Origin of the sequence: Pseudobythopirellula maris (genome assembly GCF_007859945.1) — a bacterium.
Classification (GTDB): Bacteria; Planctomycetota; Planctomycetia; order Pirellulales; family Lacipirellulaceae; genus Pseudobythopirellula; species Pseudobythopirellula maris.
In genome coordinates this window covers 558,161-574,853 of sequence record NZ_SJPQ01000004.1, presented here as the reverse complement: position 1 = coordinate 574,853, position 16,693 = coordinate 558,161, and the positions used below count along the sequence as shown (strand labels likewise).

Annotated in this window: 14 protein-coding genes; 9 read left to right on the top strand and 5 right to left on the bottom strand. The window is 67.8% G+C overall.

Annotated features, from left to right (window positions below):
• Nucleotides 1-313 precede the first annotated feature (313 nt).
• The 3 genes from Mal64_RS18570 (at nt 314) to Mal64_RS18560 (ending at nt 3,210) form a co-directional block, all read left to right on the top strand.
• Nucleotides 314-1,165 carry an MlaE family ABC transporter permease gene (locus Mal64_RS18570; RefSeq protein WP_146403135.1) on the top strand — a complete coding sequence of 284 codons (852 nt, stop codon included), beginning with the start codon at nt 314-316 and terminating at the stop codon, nt 1,163-1,165.
• Nucleotides 1,165-2,016: an ABC transporter ATP-binding protein gene (locus Mal64_RS18565; protein WP_146403133.1), complete on the top strand. Its 852-nt coding sequence runs from the start codon at nt 1,165-1,167 to the stop codon at nt 2,014-2,016. Before Mal64_RS18570 ends, Mal64_RS18565 begins: the two co-directional genes overlap by 1 nt.
• Nucleotides 2,017-2,088: 72 nt before the next feature.
• Nucleotides 2,089-3,210 (top strand): MlaD family protein, encoded by a 1,122-nt coding sequence (locus tag Mal64_RS18560; protein ID WP_146403131.1) that lies wholly within the window; start codon nt 2,089-2,091, stop codon nt 3,208-3,210.
• A 208-nt stretch (nt 3,211-3,418) separates the two neighbouring features.
• Here Mal64_RS18560 and Mal64_RS18555 read toward each other — a convergent pair whose 3' ends face one another.
• Entirely contained in the window at nt 3,419-4,081 is a 663-nt protein-coding gene (locus Mal64_RS18555; RefSeq protein WP_146403129.1) for a PEGA domain-containing protein, read from the bottom strand.
• 264 nt (nt 4,082-4,345) lie between these two features.
• Here Mal64_RS18555 and Mal64_RS18550 point away from each other — a divergent pair, with 264 nt between their 5' ends.
• The 4 genes from Mal64_RS18550 to Mal64_RS18535 all read left to right on the top strand — a co-directional run bounded on the left by Mal64_RS18550 (nt 4,346) and on the right by Mal64_RS18535 (nt 10,450).
• Entirely contained in the window at nt 4,346-5,662 is a 1,317-nt protein-coding gene (locus Mal64_RS18550) for a PP2C family protein-serine/threonine phosphatase (protein WP_146403127.1), read from the top strand.
• Between the two features lie 240 nt (nt 5,663-5,902).
• A complete protein-coding gene (locus Mal64_RS18545) occupies nt 5,903-7,087 on the top strand; it encodes an LptF/LptG family permease (protein WP_197525881.1) in 1,185 nt (394 codons plus the stop codon).
• Nucleotides 7,088-7,317: 230 nt separating this feature from the next.
• The gene (locus Mal64_RS18540) at nt 7,318-9,000 is read left to right on the top strand and encodes a sensor histidine kinase (protein ID WP_197525880.1); all 1,683 of its coding nucleotides are present in this window, start codon (nt 7,318-7,320) and stop codon (nt 8,998-9,000) included.
• Between the two features lie 64 nt (nt 9,001-9,064).
• A complete protein-coding gene (locus Mal64_RS18535) occupies nt 9,065-10,450 on the top strand; it encodes a sigma-54-dependent transcriptional regulator (protein WP_146403121.1) in 1,386 nt (461 codons plus the stop codon).
• Between the two features lie 47 nt (nt 10,451-10,497).
• On the opposite strand, the gene Mal64_RS18530 is transcribed toward Mal64_RS18535, so the two are convergent.
• On the bottom strand, nt 10,498-11,790 hold the full coding sequence (locus tag Mal64_RS18530; RefSeq protein ID WP_146403119.1) for a hypothetical protein: 1,293 nt from the start codon (nt 11,788-11,790) through the stop codon (nt 10,498-10,500).
• Nucleotides 11,791-11,918: 128 nt separating this feature from the next.
• Between Mal64_RS18530 and Mal64_RS18525 the strand changes: the two genes are divergently transcribed.
• On the top strand, nt 11,919-12,473 hold the full coding sequence (locus Mal64_RS18525) for a hypothetical protein (protein WP_146403117.1): 555 nt from the start codon (nt 11,919-11,921) through the stop codon (nt 12,471-12,473).
• A gap of 18 nt (nt 12,474-12,491) precedes the next feature.
• On the opposite strand, the gene Mal64_RS18520 is transcribed toward Mal64_RS18525, so the two are convergent.
• From Mal64_RS18520 to surE, 3 genes are all read right to left on the bottom strand, one after another.
• Nucleotides 12,492-13,208 carry a hypothetical protein gene (locus Mal64_RS18520; protein ID WP_146403115.1) on the bottom strand — a complete coding sequence of 239 codons (717 nt, stop codon included), beginning with the start codon at nt 13,206-13,208 and terminating at the stop codon, nt 12,492-12,494.
• Nucleotides 13,209-13,361: 153 nt separating this feature from the next.
• A complete protein-coding gene (locus Mal64_RS18515; protein WP_146403113.1) occupies nt 13,362-13,937 on the bottom strand; it encodes a hypothetical protein in 576 nt (191 codons plus the stop codon).
• A 34-nt stretch (nt 13,938-13,971) separates the two neighbouring features.
• On the bottom strand, nt 13,972-14,763 hold the full coding sequence (gene surE, locus Mal64_RS18510) for a 5'/3'-nucleotidase SurE (RefSeq protein ID WP_146403111.1): 792 nt from the start codon (nt 14,761-14,763) through the stop codon (nt 13,972-13,974).
• A 295-nt stretch (nt 14,764-15,058) separates the two neighbouring features.
• Here surE and guaA point away from each other — a divergent pair, with 295 nt between their 5' ends.
• Complete coding sequence (gene guaA, locus Mal64_RS18505) at nt 15,059-16,645, top strand: glutamine-hydrolyzing GMP synthase (RefSeq protein ID WP_146403109.1); 1,587 nt, start codon at nt 15,059-15,061, stop codon at nt 16,643-16,645.
• Nucleotides 16,646-16,693: the final 48 nt, after the last annotated feature.

The following is a 16,693-nucleotide window of genomic DNA, read 5'->3' as shown; positions in this document are numbered from 1 at the left end:
AGCCGGCCGCACAAGCGTCCGCCAGAAAACGCAGCGCCAGGGGCGCCGTCGCGACGCGCTGGGTAGGGGATCGCACGATTCGGCGTATTTATTCCACCGAAATACGTGCGATCACGTGCTCGGGTCGGCCCGCCCCTTCGCCCCGATGCCCCTTGCTGCGGCCCCTGCCCCCGAGGGCGATCTCGGCCCAGATTCTCCTCAACCCACGCGACCGGTAAAGTCGATCTAGTCGACAGAGTAGGGCCGGTGCGCGCGTGGCGCGGCGGCCGACGCTTGCACACGCGACCCTAGCCCCTCCCACACCGGCGCCAGCATGGATGCGAATCAACCGACGCGCCGCGGCGGGTTGCTGTCGGCCGCCGCCGACGCGATCGTCGATCTCGGGGCGCTGCTGATCCTGTGGATCGAGGGCGTGGGCGACATCACGATCTTCGCCGGGAGGACGGTCTCGTGGCTGCTCACCCGGCTGCCGAGCCGCGCCCTGATCGTCGACAGCTTCTACCAGGTCGGTGTGCGGAGCCTGCCGGTGGTGGCGCTCACCGGCACGTTCATCGGCATGGTGCTGGCGGTGCAGGCGTACTTCCAGTTCTCGCGTTTCGGCATGGAGACGCGGCTGGGGGTGATGATCAACCTGTCGATGTTCCGCGAGCTGGGCCCCGTGCTGGCGGCGACGATGCTCGCAGGCCGCGTGGGCAGCTCGATCGCCGCGGAGCTCGGCACGATGCGTGTGACCGAGCAGATCGACGCCCTCTCGAGCATGGGCGCCAACCCGATCCGCCACCTCGTGGCGCCGCGGTTCCTGGCGTGCCTGCTGATGATCCCCTCGCTCACGATCATGGCGATGTTCATGGGCGTGGTGGGCGGGGCGTTCTATTGCATCTACGTGTTCCAGGTCGACCCGTACTTCTACTTCCACAACTCGCAAGACGGCACGAGCCCCTGGGACCTGTTCTACGGCGTCTTCAAGAGCGTGTTCTTCGGCGCCGCCATCGCGATCATCAGCTGCTACCGCGGGTTCAATTGCGCGCCGGGGGCCGAGGGGGTGGGACGCGCTTCGACCAGCGCGTTTGTCACGTCGTTCGTCGTGATCCTGGCGCTCGACTTGCTGCTGAGCGTGTTCCTCGACAACGTTTACTTCTTCCTCTGGCCCGACGAGATCAACTGATGGCCGGAGCGCAGGAAAAGAAACCCGCCGAGGCGGGCGAGTCGCTCGTCGAGGCCCGCGGCGTGACCGTGCGGTTCGGCGATCAGACCGTCTTGGAAGACGTGTCGCTGCACGTCGAACGCGGCGAGACTTTGGTCATCATCGGCGAGAGCGGTTGCGGCAAGACGGTGCTGATGAAGACACTGATCGGACTGATCGCGCCGACCGAGGGGCGGGTGGTGTTCGGCGGCAAGCGGCTCGACAAGATGGGCGAGAAGGAGCTCAGCCAGCTCCGCACGCGGGTGGGCTACGTGTTCCAGAACGCCGCGCTGTTCGACAGCCTCACGGTGGCCGACAACGTGGCTTTCCCGCTCGTGGAGCACGGCCGGGCGAACCGCGAAACGGCTTACCAGCAGGCGATCGAGCGGCTCTCGGCGGTGGGGCTCCCGCCGTCGGTCATGGCCAAGCGTCCGGCCGAGCTGTCGGGCGGCATGCGCAAGCGGGTCGGCCTGGCCCGGGCGCTGATCGTCGAGCCCGAGCTGTTGCTCTACGACGAACCGACCACGGGCCTCGACCCGATCATGAGCGACGTGATCAACGAGCTGATCACGCGCACCTGCGAATCGTCCCGCCAGCAAGGCGCCGCGGTCACGAGCGTGATCGTCACGCACGACATGCGCAGCGTGCTGAAGCTGGCCGACCGCATCGTGATGCTGTACCCGCACACCCGGCTCGAGCCGGGCGAGCCGCAGGTGATCTTCGAGGGGACCCCCGACGAGATCGAGGCGTCCGACGACCCGCGCGTGTCGCAGTTCGTCCGCGGCGAAGCGGGCGAGCGTCTCGACGAGATGCGCGCCGAGGCGAACGCCTAACCGTGCTATCCCGACGGCCGTAGGCCGTCGGCTGCTTACTAACCGCTAACGACTAACCGCTAACGGCTATCTATGAGCGACCGACAGCAACAATTCCGAGTGGGCGTGGTGGCGCTCGCCACGATGTTGATCGCGGCGCTGCTGGTGTCGCTCAACTCGAGTTTGCCGATCAGCTTCGGCCAGGCGACCTTCCCGCTGCGGATCCGGGTCGACCGCGCGCCGGGCGTCGGCCAGAACACCCCCGTGCGCAAGGACGGCGTGCTGGTAGGCCGTGTGGTCGGCACGGAGATCTTGCCCACCGGCGGGGTGGTGATCACCGCCAACATCGAGGAAGACGCGCTGATCTACAACACCGACGCCTGCCGCATCCAGCCCTCCAGCCTGTTCGGCGACGCGGTGATCAATTTCAGCTACGCCGGCGACCCGACCCCGGCCCGGAGACGGATCGAGCCGAACGCCCTGGTGGCCGGCGCGGCGTTGCCCGACCCGATCGAGGCCCTCACCAGCCTGCAGGTCGAATTCGGGCCGGCGATCGGATCGATCGGCGAAGCGGCCAACGGCGTGGCCGAGCTCACCAATCGGATCAACGTGGCGCTCGGCGAAGACATCGACCAGCAGCGGATCAGCGGGATGCTGACCCAAGCCAACGAGGCGATGATCCAGTTCTCGCAGACCATGGAGCAGATGTCCGAGACGCTCGCCTACGCGAACGACCTGCTGGCCGATCCGGTCATGCGGGCCGACTTGAAGAAGGGGCTCAGCGACGTGCCCGCCTTCCTGACCGACGCCCGCGAGACGCTCCAGTCGTTCGACACCGTGATCGACAGCGCCGGCCGCAACCTCTCGAACCTCGAGGGCCTCACGGCGCCGCTCGGCGAGCGCGGCCCCGAGCTGTCGCGGCTGCTGATCTCGGCGATCGAGAACCTCGACCTCACCCTGGCCGACACGGCCCGCTTTGCCCAGGCGCTCAACCGCGGCGAGGGGACCATCTACAGGCTCGTGAACGACCCGGCGCTCTACGACAACATGGCCGTGCTCATCACGAACGCCAACACCGTGCTCGCCCGACTGAACGACACGATCAAGGACCTGCGACCGGTGGTGTACGACGCGCGGGTGTTCATGGACAAGATCGCCCGCGAGCCGGGACGCATCGTCGGCGGAGCGCTGAACCAGGGGCCGGGGCTCAAATGAGGCGATCCCTACAGGGGGGCGTTGCCGTTGTGAACAGTCAGTAGCTGTAGGGAACGCCCTCGGTGGCGTTCCTGCGCCGGGCACACGCGATCAGTACACGCGACCCGATTTTCTCCTCAGCAATACCCAAGTCGGGTCCAAGCCGCCCGCCGGGGCCGGATCGCCACGGAGGGCGATCCCGACAGGATGCGCCGCCGCTGTGAACCGATCAGTAACGGAAGTCTTGCGGGGCCTGCGGCGCGGGCGTCGCCGGCAGGTTCGAGGGCGCCGTCGGTGAGAACGGGTCGCTCAGCCCCGTGGGCTGCGGCGCCGCGAACTGACGCGTGTAAGGCTGCGTGCCGACCGGCGCCGGCGCCGGTGCGGGAAAGGGGTTCGTCGCTGGCGGCGGCGAGCCGACCAGCGGCATCAGCGCCCCGGCCGGGGCGATCGCCTGCGGCGTGTACTGCTGACGCAACTGCTCGCCGCGGCCGATGATCTCGGTCGCCGGGGCCATGCGGGCGGGGGCCATGTTGAAGGCGACGTTGCGGTCGTCGCGGATCGTTTTCGGCGCCAGGTTCTCCGCGACGAAATCGACCCCCGGCGTTTGGTACCACGGCGCCGGGATCGGCTGATTGACGGTGAGCGTTTCGTAGCCCGCCTTGGTCATGCGGATCTCACGCGTGCCGTAGTACACAAAGTCGACCGAGCAGGGTGTTGTGCCGATCCGCTGGTTGTCGACATAGACCACGGCGCCGGGCGGGTTGGTGCGGACCGTCAGCCGCCGCCGAACGCAGCCAGTCGAAGCCAGCATGGCGATCGCTAGCAAAGCGACCACGCCCCAGCGCGGCCATCGCTGGGGGGGCGTGCGGTCGGATCGGGTGTTTCCTGCCATGGGCGAGCAACGCAGCGAGAATCGAAACAGCGCCAGTCGGAGGCGCGTACAGCGGGCGGAGAAGCATATCGAGCCACGCCTCGAGCGGCCAGGGCAAAGCCAAAAGCCCGCCGCTAGCTAAGAAAACAGCCCTGGGCGGTGGTTGTCACGGGCAAAGGGGCCAGAAACGCTGTCGCTCGCTTGGCTTGTTAGATAGCATAGAGAGACCGGCCGCTCGAACGCCTTTACTCCTGCGGCCCTCCCGCCCACTCGCCATCCGCTTGCATGTCCGACACCCCGGAAACACGGTTCAGGATCGAGCACGCTTTCCGGTCTGACGTGGGGATGCGTCGTGCGAACAACCAGGACGCGATCGCGGTTTATCCCAAACGCGAGAGCGGGTTGCACGAGGGCGACTGCTTCTATGTGGTCGCCGACGGCATGGGCGCCCACGCCGCCGGCGAAGAGGCGAGCAAGATGGCCGCCGAATCGGTGCCGGTGACCTTTCTGAAGCTGACCGATCTCATCCCGCCGGCCGCGTTGCGACAGGCCGTGCGCAACGCGAATCACAAGATCCACACCAAGGGGCAGAAGAACCCCGAGATGCAGGGCATGGGCACCACGTGCAGTTGCCTGGCGGTGCTCGGCAACAAGGCGCTCGTGGCGCACGTGGGCGACAGCCGCGTTTACCGCCTGCGCAGCGGGGTGCTCGAGCAGCTCACCTTCGACCACAGCTTGGTTTGGGAGATGGCCGCCCAGAACAACCTGCGCGAAGACCAAATCCCCAGCGGCGTGCCGAAGAACATCATCACCCGCTCGCTCGGCCCTCAGGAAACGGTCAACATCGACCTGGAGGGCCCCTTCGAGCTCCGCGACGACGACGAGTTCCTGCTCTGCAGCGACGGCCTCAGCGGCGTGGTGAGCGACCACGAGATCGGCGCGATCGTCGGCGCGATGGCGCCCGACGAGGCGACTCAAACCTTGGTGGACCTCGCCAACCTGCGCGGCGGGCCCGACAACATCTCGGTCATCGTCGCACGCGTCTCGGGCGTGCCGATCCACAAGCACAACCCCAACAGCGACGGCAAGCTCACGCCTAGGCAATGGGTCGCCACCTGCGCGGTGGCGGCCGCCTGCGTCGCGGGCTTCGGGCTGTACCTGAGCTGGGGAGACGGCTCCGGCATGGCGGTGATGGCCTCGGTCGCCTTGAGCGCCATGCTCACCGCCTGGCTCGGCCGGCCATCGGGCGAACGCCCCACGGAAGAGCCCCTCAAGGGAGGCCCTTACGGCAAAGGGCCGTACCGCACGCACGAGTGCGGCAAGGCGGCCCCAGCCGCCGAGGCGTTGCAAGACGCCGCCACGGAACTCGAGCGGCTCAAGCACAACGAGGCCCCCAGCCCGGTGGCCGACCTCATCGGCGACTGGAAGGTCTTCGACGAGCAGCGCCGGGCCGGTGAGTCGGCCATGAAAATGAAAGACCACGCCGTGGCGGTCCGTTGCTTCAGCTCCGCGATCCGCGACGTCATGCGTCAGGCGAGCGAAGACCGCACCCGCCGCTACCCGGCGGGGGGGATGTTCGAAGACCCCTCGCGGGTGATCTGAAGCCCACGCTGGGCACAATGCTGTGGGCAATGCTGTGGGAGGCGTCTCCGACGCCGATAACGGCGCGCCAGCCCCAGCTGCTAGCAAGGCGTTATCGGCGTAGGAGTCGCCTCCCACGTTTGAGTGGAGCATTCAACGGGTATTTGGTCGCGGGGATTGTCGTTCACCCAGCGGGCCAGCCTTGCTAGATTGCCCGCCTCGCGTCTTTCCCCTTACCACCGTTTTCGTGAGCTGCCCGCCTTGCGGATCCTGACCCGACACGTTCTCGCCGAGTTGCTGAAGGTCTTCTTGGTCACGCTCGCCGCGCTGACGGCGCTGATCTTTGTCGGCTTGATCGGCAAGGAGGCGGTGCGCAAAGGCCTGGGGCTCGGCCCGTTGGTGCGGATGGTCCCCTACATGCTGCCGCAAGCGATGCAGTTCGCCGTGCCAGGCACGATGCTGCTCGCCACCACGAGCGTTTACGGCCGCATGTCTTCGTCGAACGAGGTCGTGGCGATCAAGTCGATGGGCGTCTCGCCGTGGGTGCTGATCTGGCCCACCCTCGCGCTGGGAACACTGGTGAGCTTCGGCGCCGTGCTGCTGAACGACGTGGCGGTCTCTTGGGGACGGATGGGCGTGCAACGCGTGTTCGTCGAGTCGATCGAGGAGATCGCCCTCAGCCAGCTCCGCCTGCACGGCTCGTACTCGATCGACGGGCTGCAGATCAGCGTGCGACGCGTCGAGGAAAACCGCCTGATCCAGCCGACGATCACCTGGCACCCGAACAAAGACGAAAAGCCGACCACCGCCACCGGCGGCTGGGCCGTCATCGAGCCTGTGTCCGCCGACCACAAACTGGTCGTCGTTTTCCACGGCTTGGAGGGCGAATGGGAGGGGCACCACGGGGTGATCCCCGATTCGATCCGCCGCGAGTTCGACCTGAACCTGCTGATGGGCGACCCGTCGGAGGACCGCAGCGCCTCGAACCACGCCCTGGCCGAGATCGGCCGGGCGACCGACACCGAGCACGAGCGGCTCGCCCTGCTCGAGCGCGAGCGGACCGCCGAGGCGGCGCGAGCGTTGCTGTCGGGCGATTTCGAGCGGCTCTCGAGCGAGGCGTGGACGCCCTTCGACGCACAGGCGGGCAGGGCGCAATACACACTCCGCCGCCTGGCGGTGGAGCCGTACCGCCGCTGGGCCAGCGGCTTCAGCTGCCTTTGCTTCGTGATGGTCGGCGCGCCGCTGGCGATCTTGCGGCAGAAAGGCGAGTTCCTCGCTAGCTTCTTCCTCTGCTTCTTGCCGATCTTGCTGGTGTATTACCCGCTGCTGATGGCCAGCGTCGACCAGGCGAAGGGGGGCGACATGCCGCCCGTCGTGGTCTGGTCAGGCAACGCCGTGCTGGCGGTCTGGGGGCTCTGGATGATGCGCCGCGTGGCGCAGCACTAGCCTCACACGCCTGCAAGCAAAGCCGCTGCTTGCTGCATACTGCTCCGGGCGCGTAGTTTACCCGCCGGAGGTGGGCTTGCGGCTCGCCCGATATCTGCTGTTCTAAATTTTACAAACGGCGTTGCTCCATCGGCGGCGGCGTCTGTATGCTCCGCGCGTCGCTCGGCGGCCCAAGGAAGGGCATTGGCGTCGGGCGTTTCACGTTTCACAGGCGACTAGGAGGTCGACCCGTGCTCACGCACCGGCCCATCCGCGAGAAGCTGCGCATCGGCATCGGGCTGTTGGCCCTGAGCACGATCGCCCTGTTCGGCGCCGCCCTGTACGGGCTCTACGCCTACCGCGGGCTGGTCAAGTCGCTCAGCGCGCGATCGGCCGAGCTGCCGCTCGCCAACGAGTTGAGCCACAAGGTGGCCGACCTGCGAGTGGTGCTGGGCCAAGCCAACCAGCGCGTCGCCGGCCTGCCGCAGTACGACATCGGCTTCGACCCGTTCCTCGACGAAGTGAACGACGACGGGCAAGACGCCGTCGAGAGCCCCGCCAAGGGCGCGAGCGACCCGATCCTGCTGATGCTGCGCAACGAGTACCGCACGAAATTCAACGAGTTCAAAGACGAGCTCGCCGCCTACCGCGCCCAGCTCGCGCTGGGCGACGTGCGCGACACCGCGCAGATCGGCGGCGCCGGGCTCGAGCAGGCGACCTTGGCCCGCATCGACGAGGTCCTCAAGCGGATCGACCAGGAGCGGCTCGACGACGAGCTGTTCTTCAACGAGCTCGGCGCCGGGACGAGCGGGCTGCAGGACGAGATCGAGAAGCTCAGCGCGCTGGCCGGCAAGCTGCCGAGCCACCTGCACGGCCGCTTGCAAGACCTCGCCTACGAGGTCCGCGATCAATACCACGTGGCGATCCCGCTGGCGTGGTCCACGTTCGTGCTGGCCGTGGTGCTGCTGGGGGCCTCGGCCCAGGTGTTCCGCTCGTCGATCGCCCACCCGCTGCGGCGACTGGTGCAGGCTTCGCGTCGCGTGGCGGCGGGTGATTACAGCTACCGCGTTATGGTCGAGGGCCGCGACGAGATGGGCGAGCTGGCCGACGCGATGAACGCCATGATGGCCAGCTTCGAGCAGACCCGCGACGACCTCGACCGCCAGGTCCAGGCCCGCACCCGCGAGGTCGTCCGCAGCGAGCAACTGGCGAGCGTCGGCTTCCTGGCGGCCGGCGTCGCCCACGAGATCAACAACCCGCTGGCTTCGATCGCCCTCTGCAGCGAGTCGCTCGAGGGCAGGGTGGCCGAGCTGCGGGAGTCGCTCGTCGAAGAGTCGGCCGGCGACGCCGAGGCGCCCGAGTGGCAGGTCGTCACGAGCTACCTGGAGATGATCGGCCGCGAGGCGTTCCGCTGCAAGCAGATCACCGAGAAGCTGCTCGACTTCTCTCGGATGGGCGACTCGGAGAAGCGGACCACCGACCTCCGCGAACTCGTCGAGGGCGTCATCGGCATGGTGCAGCACCTCGGCAAGTACCAAGACAAGAGCGTCGAGCTCGTGGCCGGTGAGCCGGTCCTGGCCGAGGTCAACTCGCAAGAGATGAAGCAGGTGATACTGAACCTCATCACCAACGGCCTCGACAGCCTCGACGCCGGTGGGCGGGTGAGCGTTGCGGTCGACACGCTCGGCGAGCGGGCGCGGGTGGTCGTTTCCGACAACGGCTGCGGCATGACCGAAGAGGTCATGCGGCACCTGTTCGAGCCGTTCTTCACCCGCCGGCGGGGCGGGCAGGGGACCGGGCTCGGTCTGTCGATCACTTACCGCATTGTCGAGGAGCACAACGGCGAGCTGACGCCCGAGAGCGACGGACTCGGCCTCGGGTCGCGGTTCACGGTGCAGCTGCCCCGCCAGCAAAGCTCCAAGGCCGCCGCTTGAGACCCCGGCCGCAACGGACAACCCACGTTAATCACAGATCCAACGACACCTCCCCCCGATCGCTATGGCCACGAAAAAGACCGAAACGAAGCCCGGACTCAGCCTGTTGTTCGCCGACGACGAGCGTTCGCTGCAAGAGCTGATGAAGATCGAGCTGCCGCGCATGGGGCACCAGGTGACGGTCTGCCCCGACGGGCTGACGGCCGTCGCCGCGATCGAGAAGAACAACTACGACGCGATCATCGTCGACCTCGACATGCCCGGCATGACCGGCGTCGAGGTGATCGGCCGCCTCAAGGAGCTCTCGCCCTCGACCGAAGCGGTGATGCTCACCGGCAAGAGCACCACCGAGAGCGCGATCGCCGCGCTGCGTTACGGGGCGTTCGACTACCTCACCAAGCCGTGCAAGCTCGTGGAGCTCGAGGCGTTGCTGCACCGCATCGCCGCCAAGCGGGAGCTGACCAAGAAGTACCAGGCGCTGCAGCGACGGGTGAAGACGCTCGAGGGGGCGCCGCGGCTTATCGGCGACACGCCCTCGATGCAACGCGTCAAGTCGATGATCGAAAAGGTGGCGCCGACCGACGCCACGGTGCTCATCCTCGGCGAGACCGGCACGGGCAAGGAGCTCGTGGCCCGCGCGGTGCACGACCAGAGCGCCCGGGCCGACATGCCGTTCGTCGCGATCAACTGCGGCGCGTTGCCCGAGACGCTGATCGAGAGCGAGCTGTTCGGCCACACCAAGGGGGCCTTCACCGGCGCCGACGAGCACCGCGTCGGGCTGTTCGAGGTCGCCTCGGGCGGCACGATCTTCCTCGACGAGATCGGCGAGCTTCCTAAGCCGATGCAGGCCAAGCTGCTGCGTGTGCTCGAGAGCCGCGAGATCCGCCGCGTCGGCGAGAACAAGACCGTGAAAGTCGACGTCCGCGTGGTTTGCGCCACGCACTGCGACCTGCAAGAGATGGTCGCGATGGGCGAGTTCCGCGAAGACCTGATGTACCGCATCAACCCGTTCGAGATCCACGTGCCGGCCCTCCGCGAGCGGCTCGACGACATCGGCGACCTGGCCCGCTGCTTGCTCGAACGGTTCCGGCCGCACGCCAAGCCCTTCGACCAGCAGCTCCGGTCAGACGCCGTCGAGGCGCTCCGGCGCCACGTCTGGCCGGGCAACGTGCGCGAGCTGGCCAACGTGATCGAACACGCCACGATCCTCTGCGACGAGGGCCCGATCTCGGCCGACGACCTGCCGCCGCACTTCAACCGCCGCAAGCTCAGCGGCTCGGCCCGCTCGCGCGGCCCGCAGACGCTGCGCGACATGGAGATGGAGGCGATCCACGAGGCGCTCGAGCGCCACGACGGCGCCAAGCCGAAGGCCGCCGAGGAACTCGGCATCAGCCTCAAGACGCTCTACAACAAGCTCAACAGCGAGGCGAGTTTGCGGCAGGCGGGGTAAGTTTTTCCCCTCCCCCGTGGGGGAGGGGGCTCAAGGCGAGGGGAGCTCTACGCCGCCATACGCACCGTTTCTTGCATCGCCTCATTGCGCCGCATCGGCACGCTCGGAGGGTCCTCGGGCGGGTCTTTCGATTTCTTCTTCCAGCGTCGCCAGACGGCCGCTCCCAGCGGCGCCAGGAGCAGGGTGAACAGCAGCTCGCCGTAGTCGGAGGCGATCGACATCACCCGCGTCGCGATCGGCACGTGCACCACGATCTTCCGTTCGAACGTCTTGATGGTGCGGGTCAGCGAGTCGCGGTCCACACGCACCTGGGCCGACAGCGTGAGGTGCAGCGGTTGGGCGTCGGCCTGCGTGGGACGGATCTGCCAACGCCACTGCGTCCGGTCGCGGCGGCTGACGGCCTGCGACTCGGGCGTGATCGGCTCGATCTCGAACCCGAGACCCGAGAGCCTCGCCTCCATCTCGTTCGACACCTTCACGCGGGCCGACTCGACCGGCCCGGGACCGCTCACCCCGGCGGCCAGCTCTTCTTCGCTCTCGGTCATCGACAGGAGCAGCTCGATCATCGCGGTCTCGCCGAGCGGGATCTCCTCGGGCGTGTTGAACGCGATGTCGGCGATCGGCAGGGCGTCGAGTGCGTCGTCGATCGCCGTGTCGCTCAGCGGCTCCGGCTCGGAGCGTCTCGCGAATGAACGCTTCCTCGACAAGCTCTCGGTAGCCTGGCTCAGTGCTTTCGCGACGCGTGTCGGAGACTCGGCGGCGCTGGCGGCCGCTTCCTCGAACTTGTCGGCGACGGCGCCCTGCGCCGACTTGAGCTTGCTGAACAGGCCGCTGCCCCCGCTTGCCATTGGGGCCGGTCCATCTTCGTCGCCCGCCGGCGGCGAAGCCATCGCCATCGGAGCAGCCGACGCCGCCGGCGCCGCGGCGAATAGTGGCTCGCTCGTGCCGAGTTGGGAGCCTGTCATCCGGTCGACTTCGGGGATCTCAAGGTCCCACTCGCCGAACGCCTCGTCATCGCTTGCCCCGGCGCCAGCCGCTTCGCTCGCGACGCTGGCGCCCGGCGCCATCTCTTCCCGCTCCTCGGCGCCCCATTCCTCCTCGCCCCACGCTTGCTCACCCCACGAGCCGTCGGCGGTGGAATCTTCGGCCAACGCCTCGTAGGCCATGGACTCGTCCGCCAGCATTGCTTCGTCGGGCCCAGCGCTCATGGCTGGCGCACTCTCCATGGCGAAAGAGGGCGCCGCCCTCCGGTCGCCGGCCCGCTCGGGCGCCAGCAGTTTGACGCCGGCGTAGCCGATAAACAGCCAGGCGGCCAGCAACAAAGCGGTGCGTGTTCTCATGGCGTGCTTCGCCTCAGAGCTTTCGGTGTCGCTGCGCCGCGTGCGTGACGCTCGCGCGTGGGTGTGTTAGCTTGCATGGGTGCGGGCGCAGCGGCCCGTGTTCTTTTTCTCTATCGGTCGAACAAGCGATGCGCCTGCTGTTAGAAAGCCCAGTCCCCTCGATCGCCGTGGGCGCGATGCTCGTCACGATGGCGGCGATTGTGTACTCCCAAACCCGCCGGCAAATCGCGCTGCTAGCGATCGCCGGGGCCGTGTTGCTCACGCTGCTGGCGTGTGTGGGCGAGCGGTTGTGGGTCACGCCCCGCGAAGAAGTTACGGCCGCGCTCAGCGGGCTGATGGCCGACATCGAGGCGAACGACCTCACGGCGGTGCTGGCGCACATCGACCCGGCGGCCGTGGACATCGTTTCCGACGCCAGCACATTGATGCCGCAGTTCGCCGTCGAAGCGGCCGGCGTGGGGAGCGGCCCGGAGATCACGCTGGACGACGAATCGGCGCCCACGGTCGCCACGCTCGGCTTCAAGCCCGTGATCCGCGCCCGGCACAAGTCGAGCGGCGCCACGGGCGCCTACTTCGACGGCATCACGATGCGGTTCGAGCTGCGCGGCGGGCGCTGGCTGCTCACCCAATACGAGGCCGAACGCGAGTTGCACGGCGCCGCCTCGCAGCTGGGTCGGCCGTAGCCGGCTCAGCCGCACGGGTCACATGCGTCCGCGGCCGTCGCCGCGGCGCCCGTCACCACGGTGGCCGCCGACATGACCTCGCCCGCCGTAGTAGGGGTACGGGTAAGGCGCCCCGTAGAAAGGCGCCCCGTAGAAAGGCGCCCCGTAAAAGGGGGCCGGGTAGTACGGCGCCGGGGCGTAGGCGGGCGGTGCGGCCGCCGCCGAATCGTCGCAGCACGGCTCCTCGCCTTCCGTCGCGGGCGCCATCGCTTGATACCCGGGGGCGTAAGGGCCGTAGCCGCCCACGCCGCCGTAGCCCGCTCCGTACCCATAACCACCGCCGTAGCCCGCTCCGTAGCCGTACCCACCACCGGAAAACAACCACGGGTTGCGGCGGAACGGACGCAGGGCGTCGAGCGTGGTGAGCGTGGCGTCGAAGCCGCGCTCCCACTCGGCGTCGAAGCCGCCGCGGCGGTTGCCAAACTTCTGCACCTCGTACCAAGTGTCGTTCGAACCGTTGGCGCCGCGCAAACGGGTGCGTGTGGTGCGGTAGCGGCTCACCGTGTCCCGAGGGTCGTCCAAGGGCTCGACCCATGCGACCTGCGCGTATTGGCCCACGCGCTCGCCCGTCTCGGGGCTGTGCGAGTAGTGGCTCGGCCGGAAGACCCAGCTCGCCGTGTCGGCGTGAGAGGCGTCGGCGTGCAGCACAGTGGCGGCCGCGGCCAACAGGCCGAGCCGCAGCGAGGGAATGTTCATGGGATTGTCGGCAGGAAGGAGAGCAGGAGAGAAGAAGAGCAGGGGCGGGGGCAGCGAGGAGGGAGAGCGTAAGGCGGGGCCTATTTAGCCGCGGGCCAATGGCCCGCGGGCCGACGTTCATTGACCGCCGGCTAAATGAGGAGGTTTGGGGCGTCAATCGGTGGGGTTGGTCTCGTCCGCTTCGGTTTCGACTCCGTCTTCAACTTCAGCGTCTTCCTCAACCACCGGCCGCTTGTAAAGCTGGTGGTCTTCGGGGTTGTACCAGTACTCGTAGTCGCCATCGAGTTCCGGGAGCGTGATCTGGTTGAACTCGATCACCTTCTCCATGAACTCCTCGTGCGACTTCGGGTAATCGCCTTCGGAGGCCCAGTACAAATTCAGGGCGTGGGTCACCATATCGAGGTTGAGCCGCTGTTCGGCGACCACGCGGCCGCGCATCACCGTGGTGAGGTAGCCGCCCCCTTTGAGGTCCTTGCCGCGCTTCATGTCGTCGGTCGTCACGAGGCTCGGGTCTTGGTTGGCGAATTCCTCTTTGCGGCGCTGCTCGGCGGCAGCCTCGGCCTCGGCCTTCTTCTCGGCGGCCAGTTTAGCGGCGGCGATGTCGCGGGCCTCTTGTTCGTCAGCCAGGCGCTCCATCTCCGACAGGCTCGACCCGCCGTCGCCCGATCCGCAGCCCGGGGCGCCGGACAACAGGGCGATCACACTCATTGCGATAGCGGTGCGGTACATCAGGGAAACCTTGGGTTCGAATGGATTGATTGGTTCAGACGCCCGCGGATTCGGGCGCCGTGAGGCCCCACGAACGCATCGACTCGAGTTGGTTGTGTTGGGTGCGGTCCAGCAGCAGCGGGCTGAGCGACAGCGCGCCGTCGCCAACGGCCACCAAGTCGCTGTCGGCCGCGGGCGCTTTGGCCGGCGGGGCGCCGTCGACCCAGTAGTAGCGACGGCCCTTGGGGTCTTGGCGTTCGTGGAACACCGTGGTCCAGGGCGTCACGCCCATCGTGGTGATTCGCAGCTCCGGCGCCGCGCTGGCGCCGTCGGCCACGGCCGAGGTCGGCACGTTCAGGTTGTAAAGCGGATGGTCGCGCCAGGCGTCGCGCTCGAGCATCTGCTCGATGACGCCCGCCGCCAAGGCCGCGGCGCGGTCGAACCGCGGGTGGGTGTCCCACTCGAGCGAAACGGCGATCGACGGCAGCCCGTGCAGCGCCGCCTCGCTGGCGGCCGCCACCGTGCCGCTGTAGAGCACGTTGATCCCGACGTTCAGCCCGCCATTCACGCCGCTCACGCAGAGGTCGATCGGCCCGTCGCAGAGCTCGCCGGCGGCGAGTTTGACGCAGTCGGCCGGGCTGCCCTCGACGGCCCAGCCACGCAGCCGGTCGCCGTCGTAGACTTCGCTCGCCATCAGCGGGGTGAGGAACGTGATCGAGTGCCCCACGCCGCTCTGCTCGGTGGCGGGCGCCACGACCGTCACCTCGCCCAGACGCTCAAGGGACTTGCGCATCGCCTCCAGGCCGGGGGCGTAAATGCCGTCGTCGTTGGTCAGCAGGATTCGCATGGCGGGGATTCGGCTCTCATCCTTGAGGGGAGGGGGCGGGGGGCCGCGTCCGTACGCACGGGCCGCGGCCATAGCTCCATAATAAGCGCGGCGCCGCCGCGGCGGCAATGAATCGAGCCACCCGCAGCTAGTGGGGCGACGCTACGACCCCTATAATCTGCGGTTTCGTTTGAAAAAGGGGGCCGCCACAGGGGGATTGGCGGTTGCCGCCGTGGGGGCCGATCCGGCATCCTCGACTTTCCCCCGCGCCACGACGCCCCGCCTTTCCCGAACCGCACCCGACCCACGGACGACGATGACCGACGTTTCGACCAACGAAACCACCACGCCCGCCCCGCGCCTGACCGACGAGCGCGTGCTGGTGCTCGATTTCGGCTCGCAGTACGCCCAACTCATCGCCCGCCGGGTGCGTGAGCAGAACGTTTACTGCGAGATCGTGCGGCACGACATCACGGCCGAGCGGATCAAAGAGCTCGCCCCGGTGGGGATCATCCTCTCGGGCGGCCCCAGCAGTGTGTACGCCGACGGTGCCCCGCAGTGCGACCCGGGCTTGTTCGAGCTCGGCGTTCCCGTCTTGGGCATCTGCTACGGCATGCAGCTCGCCTGCAAGGCGCTCGGCGGCGACGTCAAGAACGTCACGAGCCGTGAGTACGGCCGGGCCCATTGCGACGTGGTCGACGACAGCGACCTGTTCCACAACGTCGCGCCGCAGACCGAGGTCTGGATGAGCCACGGCGACCAGGTGACCGACATCGCCGAGGGGTTCATCGCGTTGGCCAACACGCCGACTTGCCCTTACGCGGCGGTGCGGCACAAATCGCTGCCCGTGTACGGCCTGCAGTTCCACCCGGAGGTGACCCACTCGGTCGACGGCAAGCGGGTGCTGGGCAACTTCCTGCACGAGGTCTGCAAGGCGACCGGGGCCTGGCGGCTGGGCGATTTCGCCGACGAGATGATCGCCCGCGTCCGCGAGCAGGTCGGTTCCGACCGCGTGATCTGTGGCCTGTCGGGCGGGGTCGATTCGGCCGTGGTCGCCGCGCTCTTGGCCAAGGCGATCGGCCCGCAGCTCAGCTGCATCCTGGTCGACAACGGCCTGCTGCGCAAAGGCGAGCAAGAGGCCGTGGTCCGCGAGTTTTCCGACCACTTTAAGACCGACCTGCACGTCGTCGAGGCCGAGGAGCAGTTTCTCCGCGTGCTCTCGGGCGTGAGCGATCCGCAGGAGAAGCGTCGCCGCATCGGCAATGAGTTTATCGAGTGCTTCAAGGCCGAGGCGGCCAAGGTCGAGGGCGCCCGTTTCCTGGCCCAGGGCACGCTCTACCCCGACGTGATCGAGAGCGGCGCCGCCGTGGACGGCCCCGCCGACACGATCAAGCTGCACCACAACGTCGGCGGCCTGCCGGCCGAGTTGGGCTTCGAGCTCGTCGAGCCGCTCCGCGACCTGTTCAAGGACGAGGTCCGGCGGCTCGGTTTGCAGTTGGGGCTGCCGGAGGAGATCGTCTGGCGTCACCCGTTCCCGGGTCCGGGCCTAGCCGTCCGCTGCCTCGGCGAGATCACCAAGGAGAAGCTCGAGACGCTCCGCGAGGCGGACGACATCGTGGTGGGCGAGATCAAGGCGGCCGGCTTGTACCGCGACACCTCGCAGGCGTTTGCCGTGCTACTGCCGGTCCAGAGCGTCGGCGTGATGGGCGACAGCCGCACCTACGAGAACGCCCTGGCCGTGCGGTGCGTGAACACCGACGACTTCATGACCGCCGACTGGAGCCACCTGCCTCACGCCCTTCTGGCGAAGATCTCGACCCGCGTGATCAACGAGGTGAAGGGCGTGAACCGTGTGGTCTACGACATCTCGAGCAAGCCGCCCGCCACGATCGAGTGGGAATAGCCAGCCCGGGCGGCGCCCGTGGCTGGCGAGTGGCGAGCGACCCAACGG

Bases quoted from the DNA above. Each gene is read 5' to 3' on its own strand.
- guaA (WP_146403109.1), top strand. From the start codon at position 15,059: ATGACCGACGTTTCGACCAACGAAACCACCACGCCCGCCCCGCGCCTG.
- Mal64_RS18560 (WP_146403131.1), top strand. From the start codon at position 2,089: ATGAGCGACCGACAGCAACAATTCCGAGTGGGCGTGGTGGCGCTCGCC.
- Mal64_RS18535 (WP_146403121.1), top strand. From the start codon at position 9,065: ATGGCCACGAAAAAGACCGAAACGAAGCCCGGACTCAGCCTGTTGTTC.
- Mal64_RS18515 (WP_146403113.1), bottom strand. From the start codon at position 13,937: ATGTACCGCACCGCTATCGCAATGAGTGTGATCGCCCTGTTGTCCGGC.
- Mal64_RS18570 (WP_146403135.1), top strand. From the start codon at position 314: ATGGATGCGAATCAACCGACGCGCCGCGGCGGGTTGCTGTCGGCCGCC.
- Mal64_RS18520 (WP_146403115.1), bottom strand. From the start codon at position 13,208: ATGAACATTCCCTCGCTGCGGCTCGGCCTGTTGGCCGCGGCCGCCACT.
- Mal64_RS18555 (WP_146403129.1), bottom strand. From the start codon at position 4,081: ATGGCAGGAAACACCCGATCCGACCGCACGCCCCCCCAGCGATGGCCG.
- Mal64_RS18565 (WP_146403133.1), top strand. From the start codon at position 1,165: ATGGCCGGAGCGCAGGAAAAGAAACCCGCCGAGGCGGGCGAGTCGCTC.
- Mal64_RS18530 (WP_146403119.1), bottom strand. From the start codon at position 11,790: ATGAGAACACGCACCGCTTTGTTGCTGGCCGCCTGGCTGTTTATCGGC.
- Mal64_RS18525 (WP_146403117.1), top strand. From the start codon at position 11,919: ATGCGCCTGCTGTTAGAAAGCCCAGTCCCCTCGATCGCCGTGGGCGCG.
- surE (WP_146403111.1), bottom strand. From the start codon at position 14,763: ATGCGAATCCTGCTGACCAACGACGACGGCATTTACGCCCCCGGCCTG.
- Mal64_RS18550 (WP_146403127.1), top strand. From the start codon at position 4,346: ATGTCCGACACCCCGGAAACACGGTTCAGGATCGAGCACGCTTTCCGG.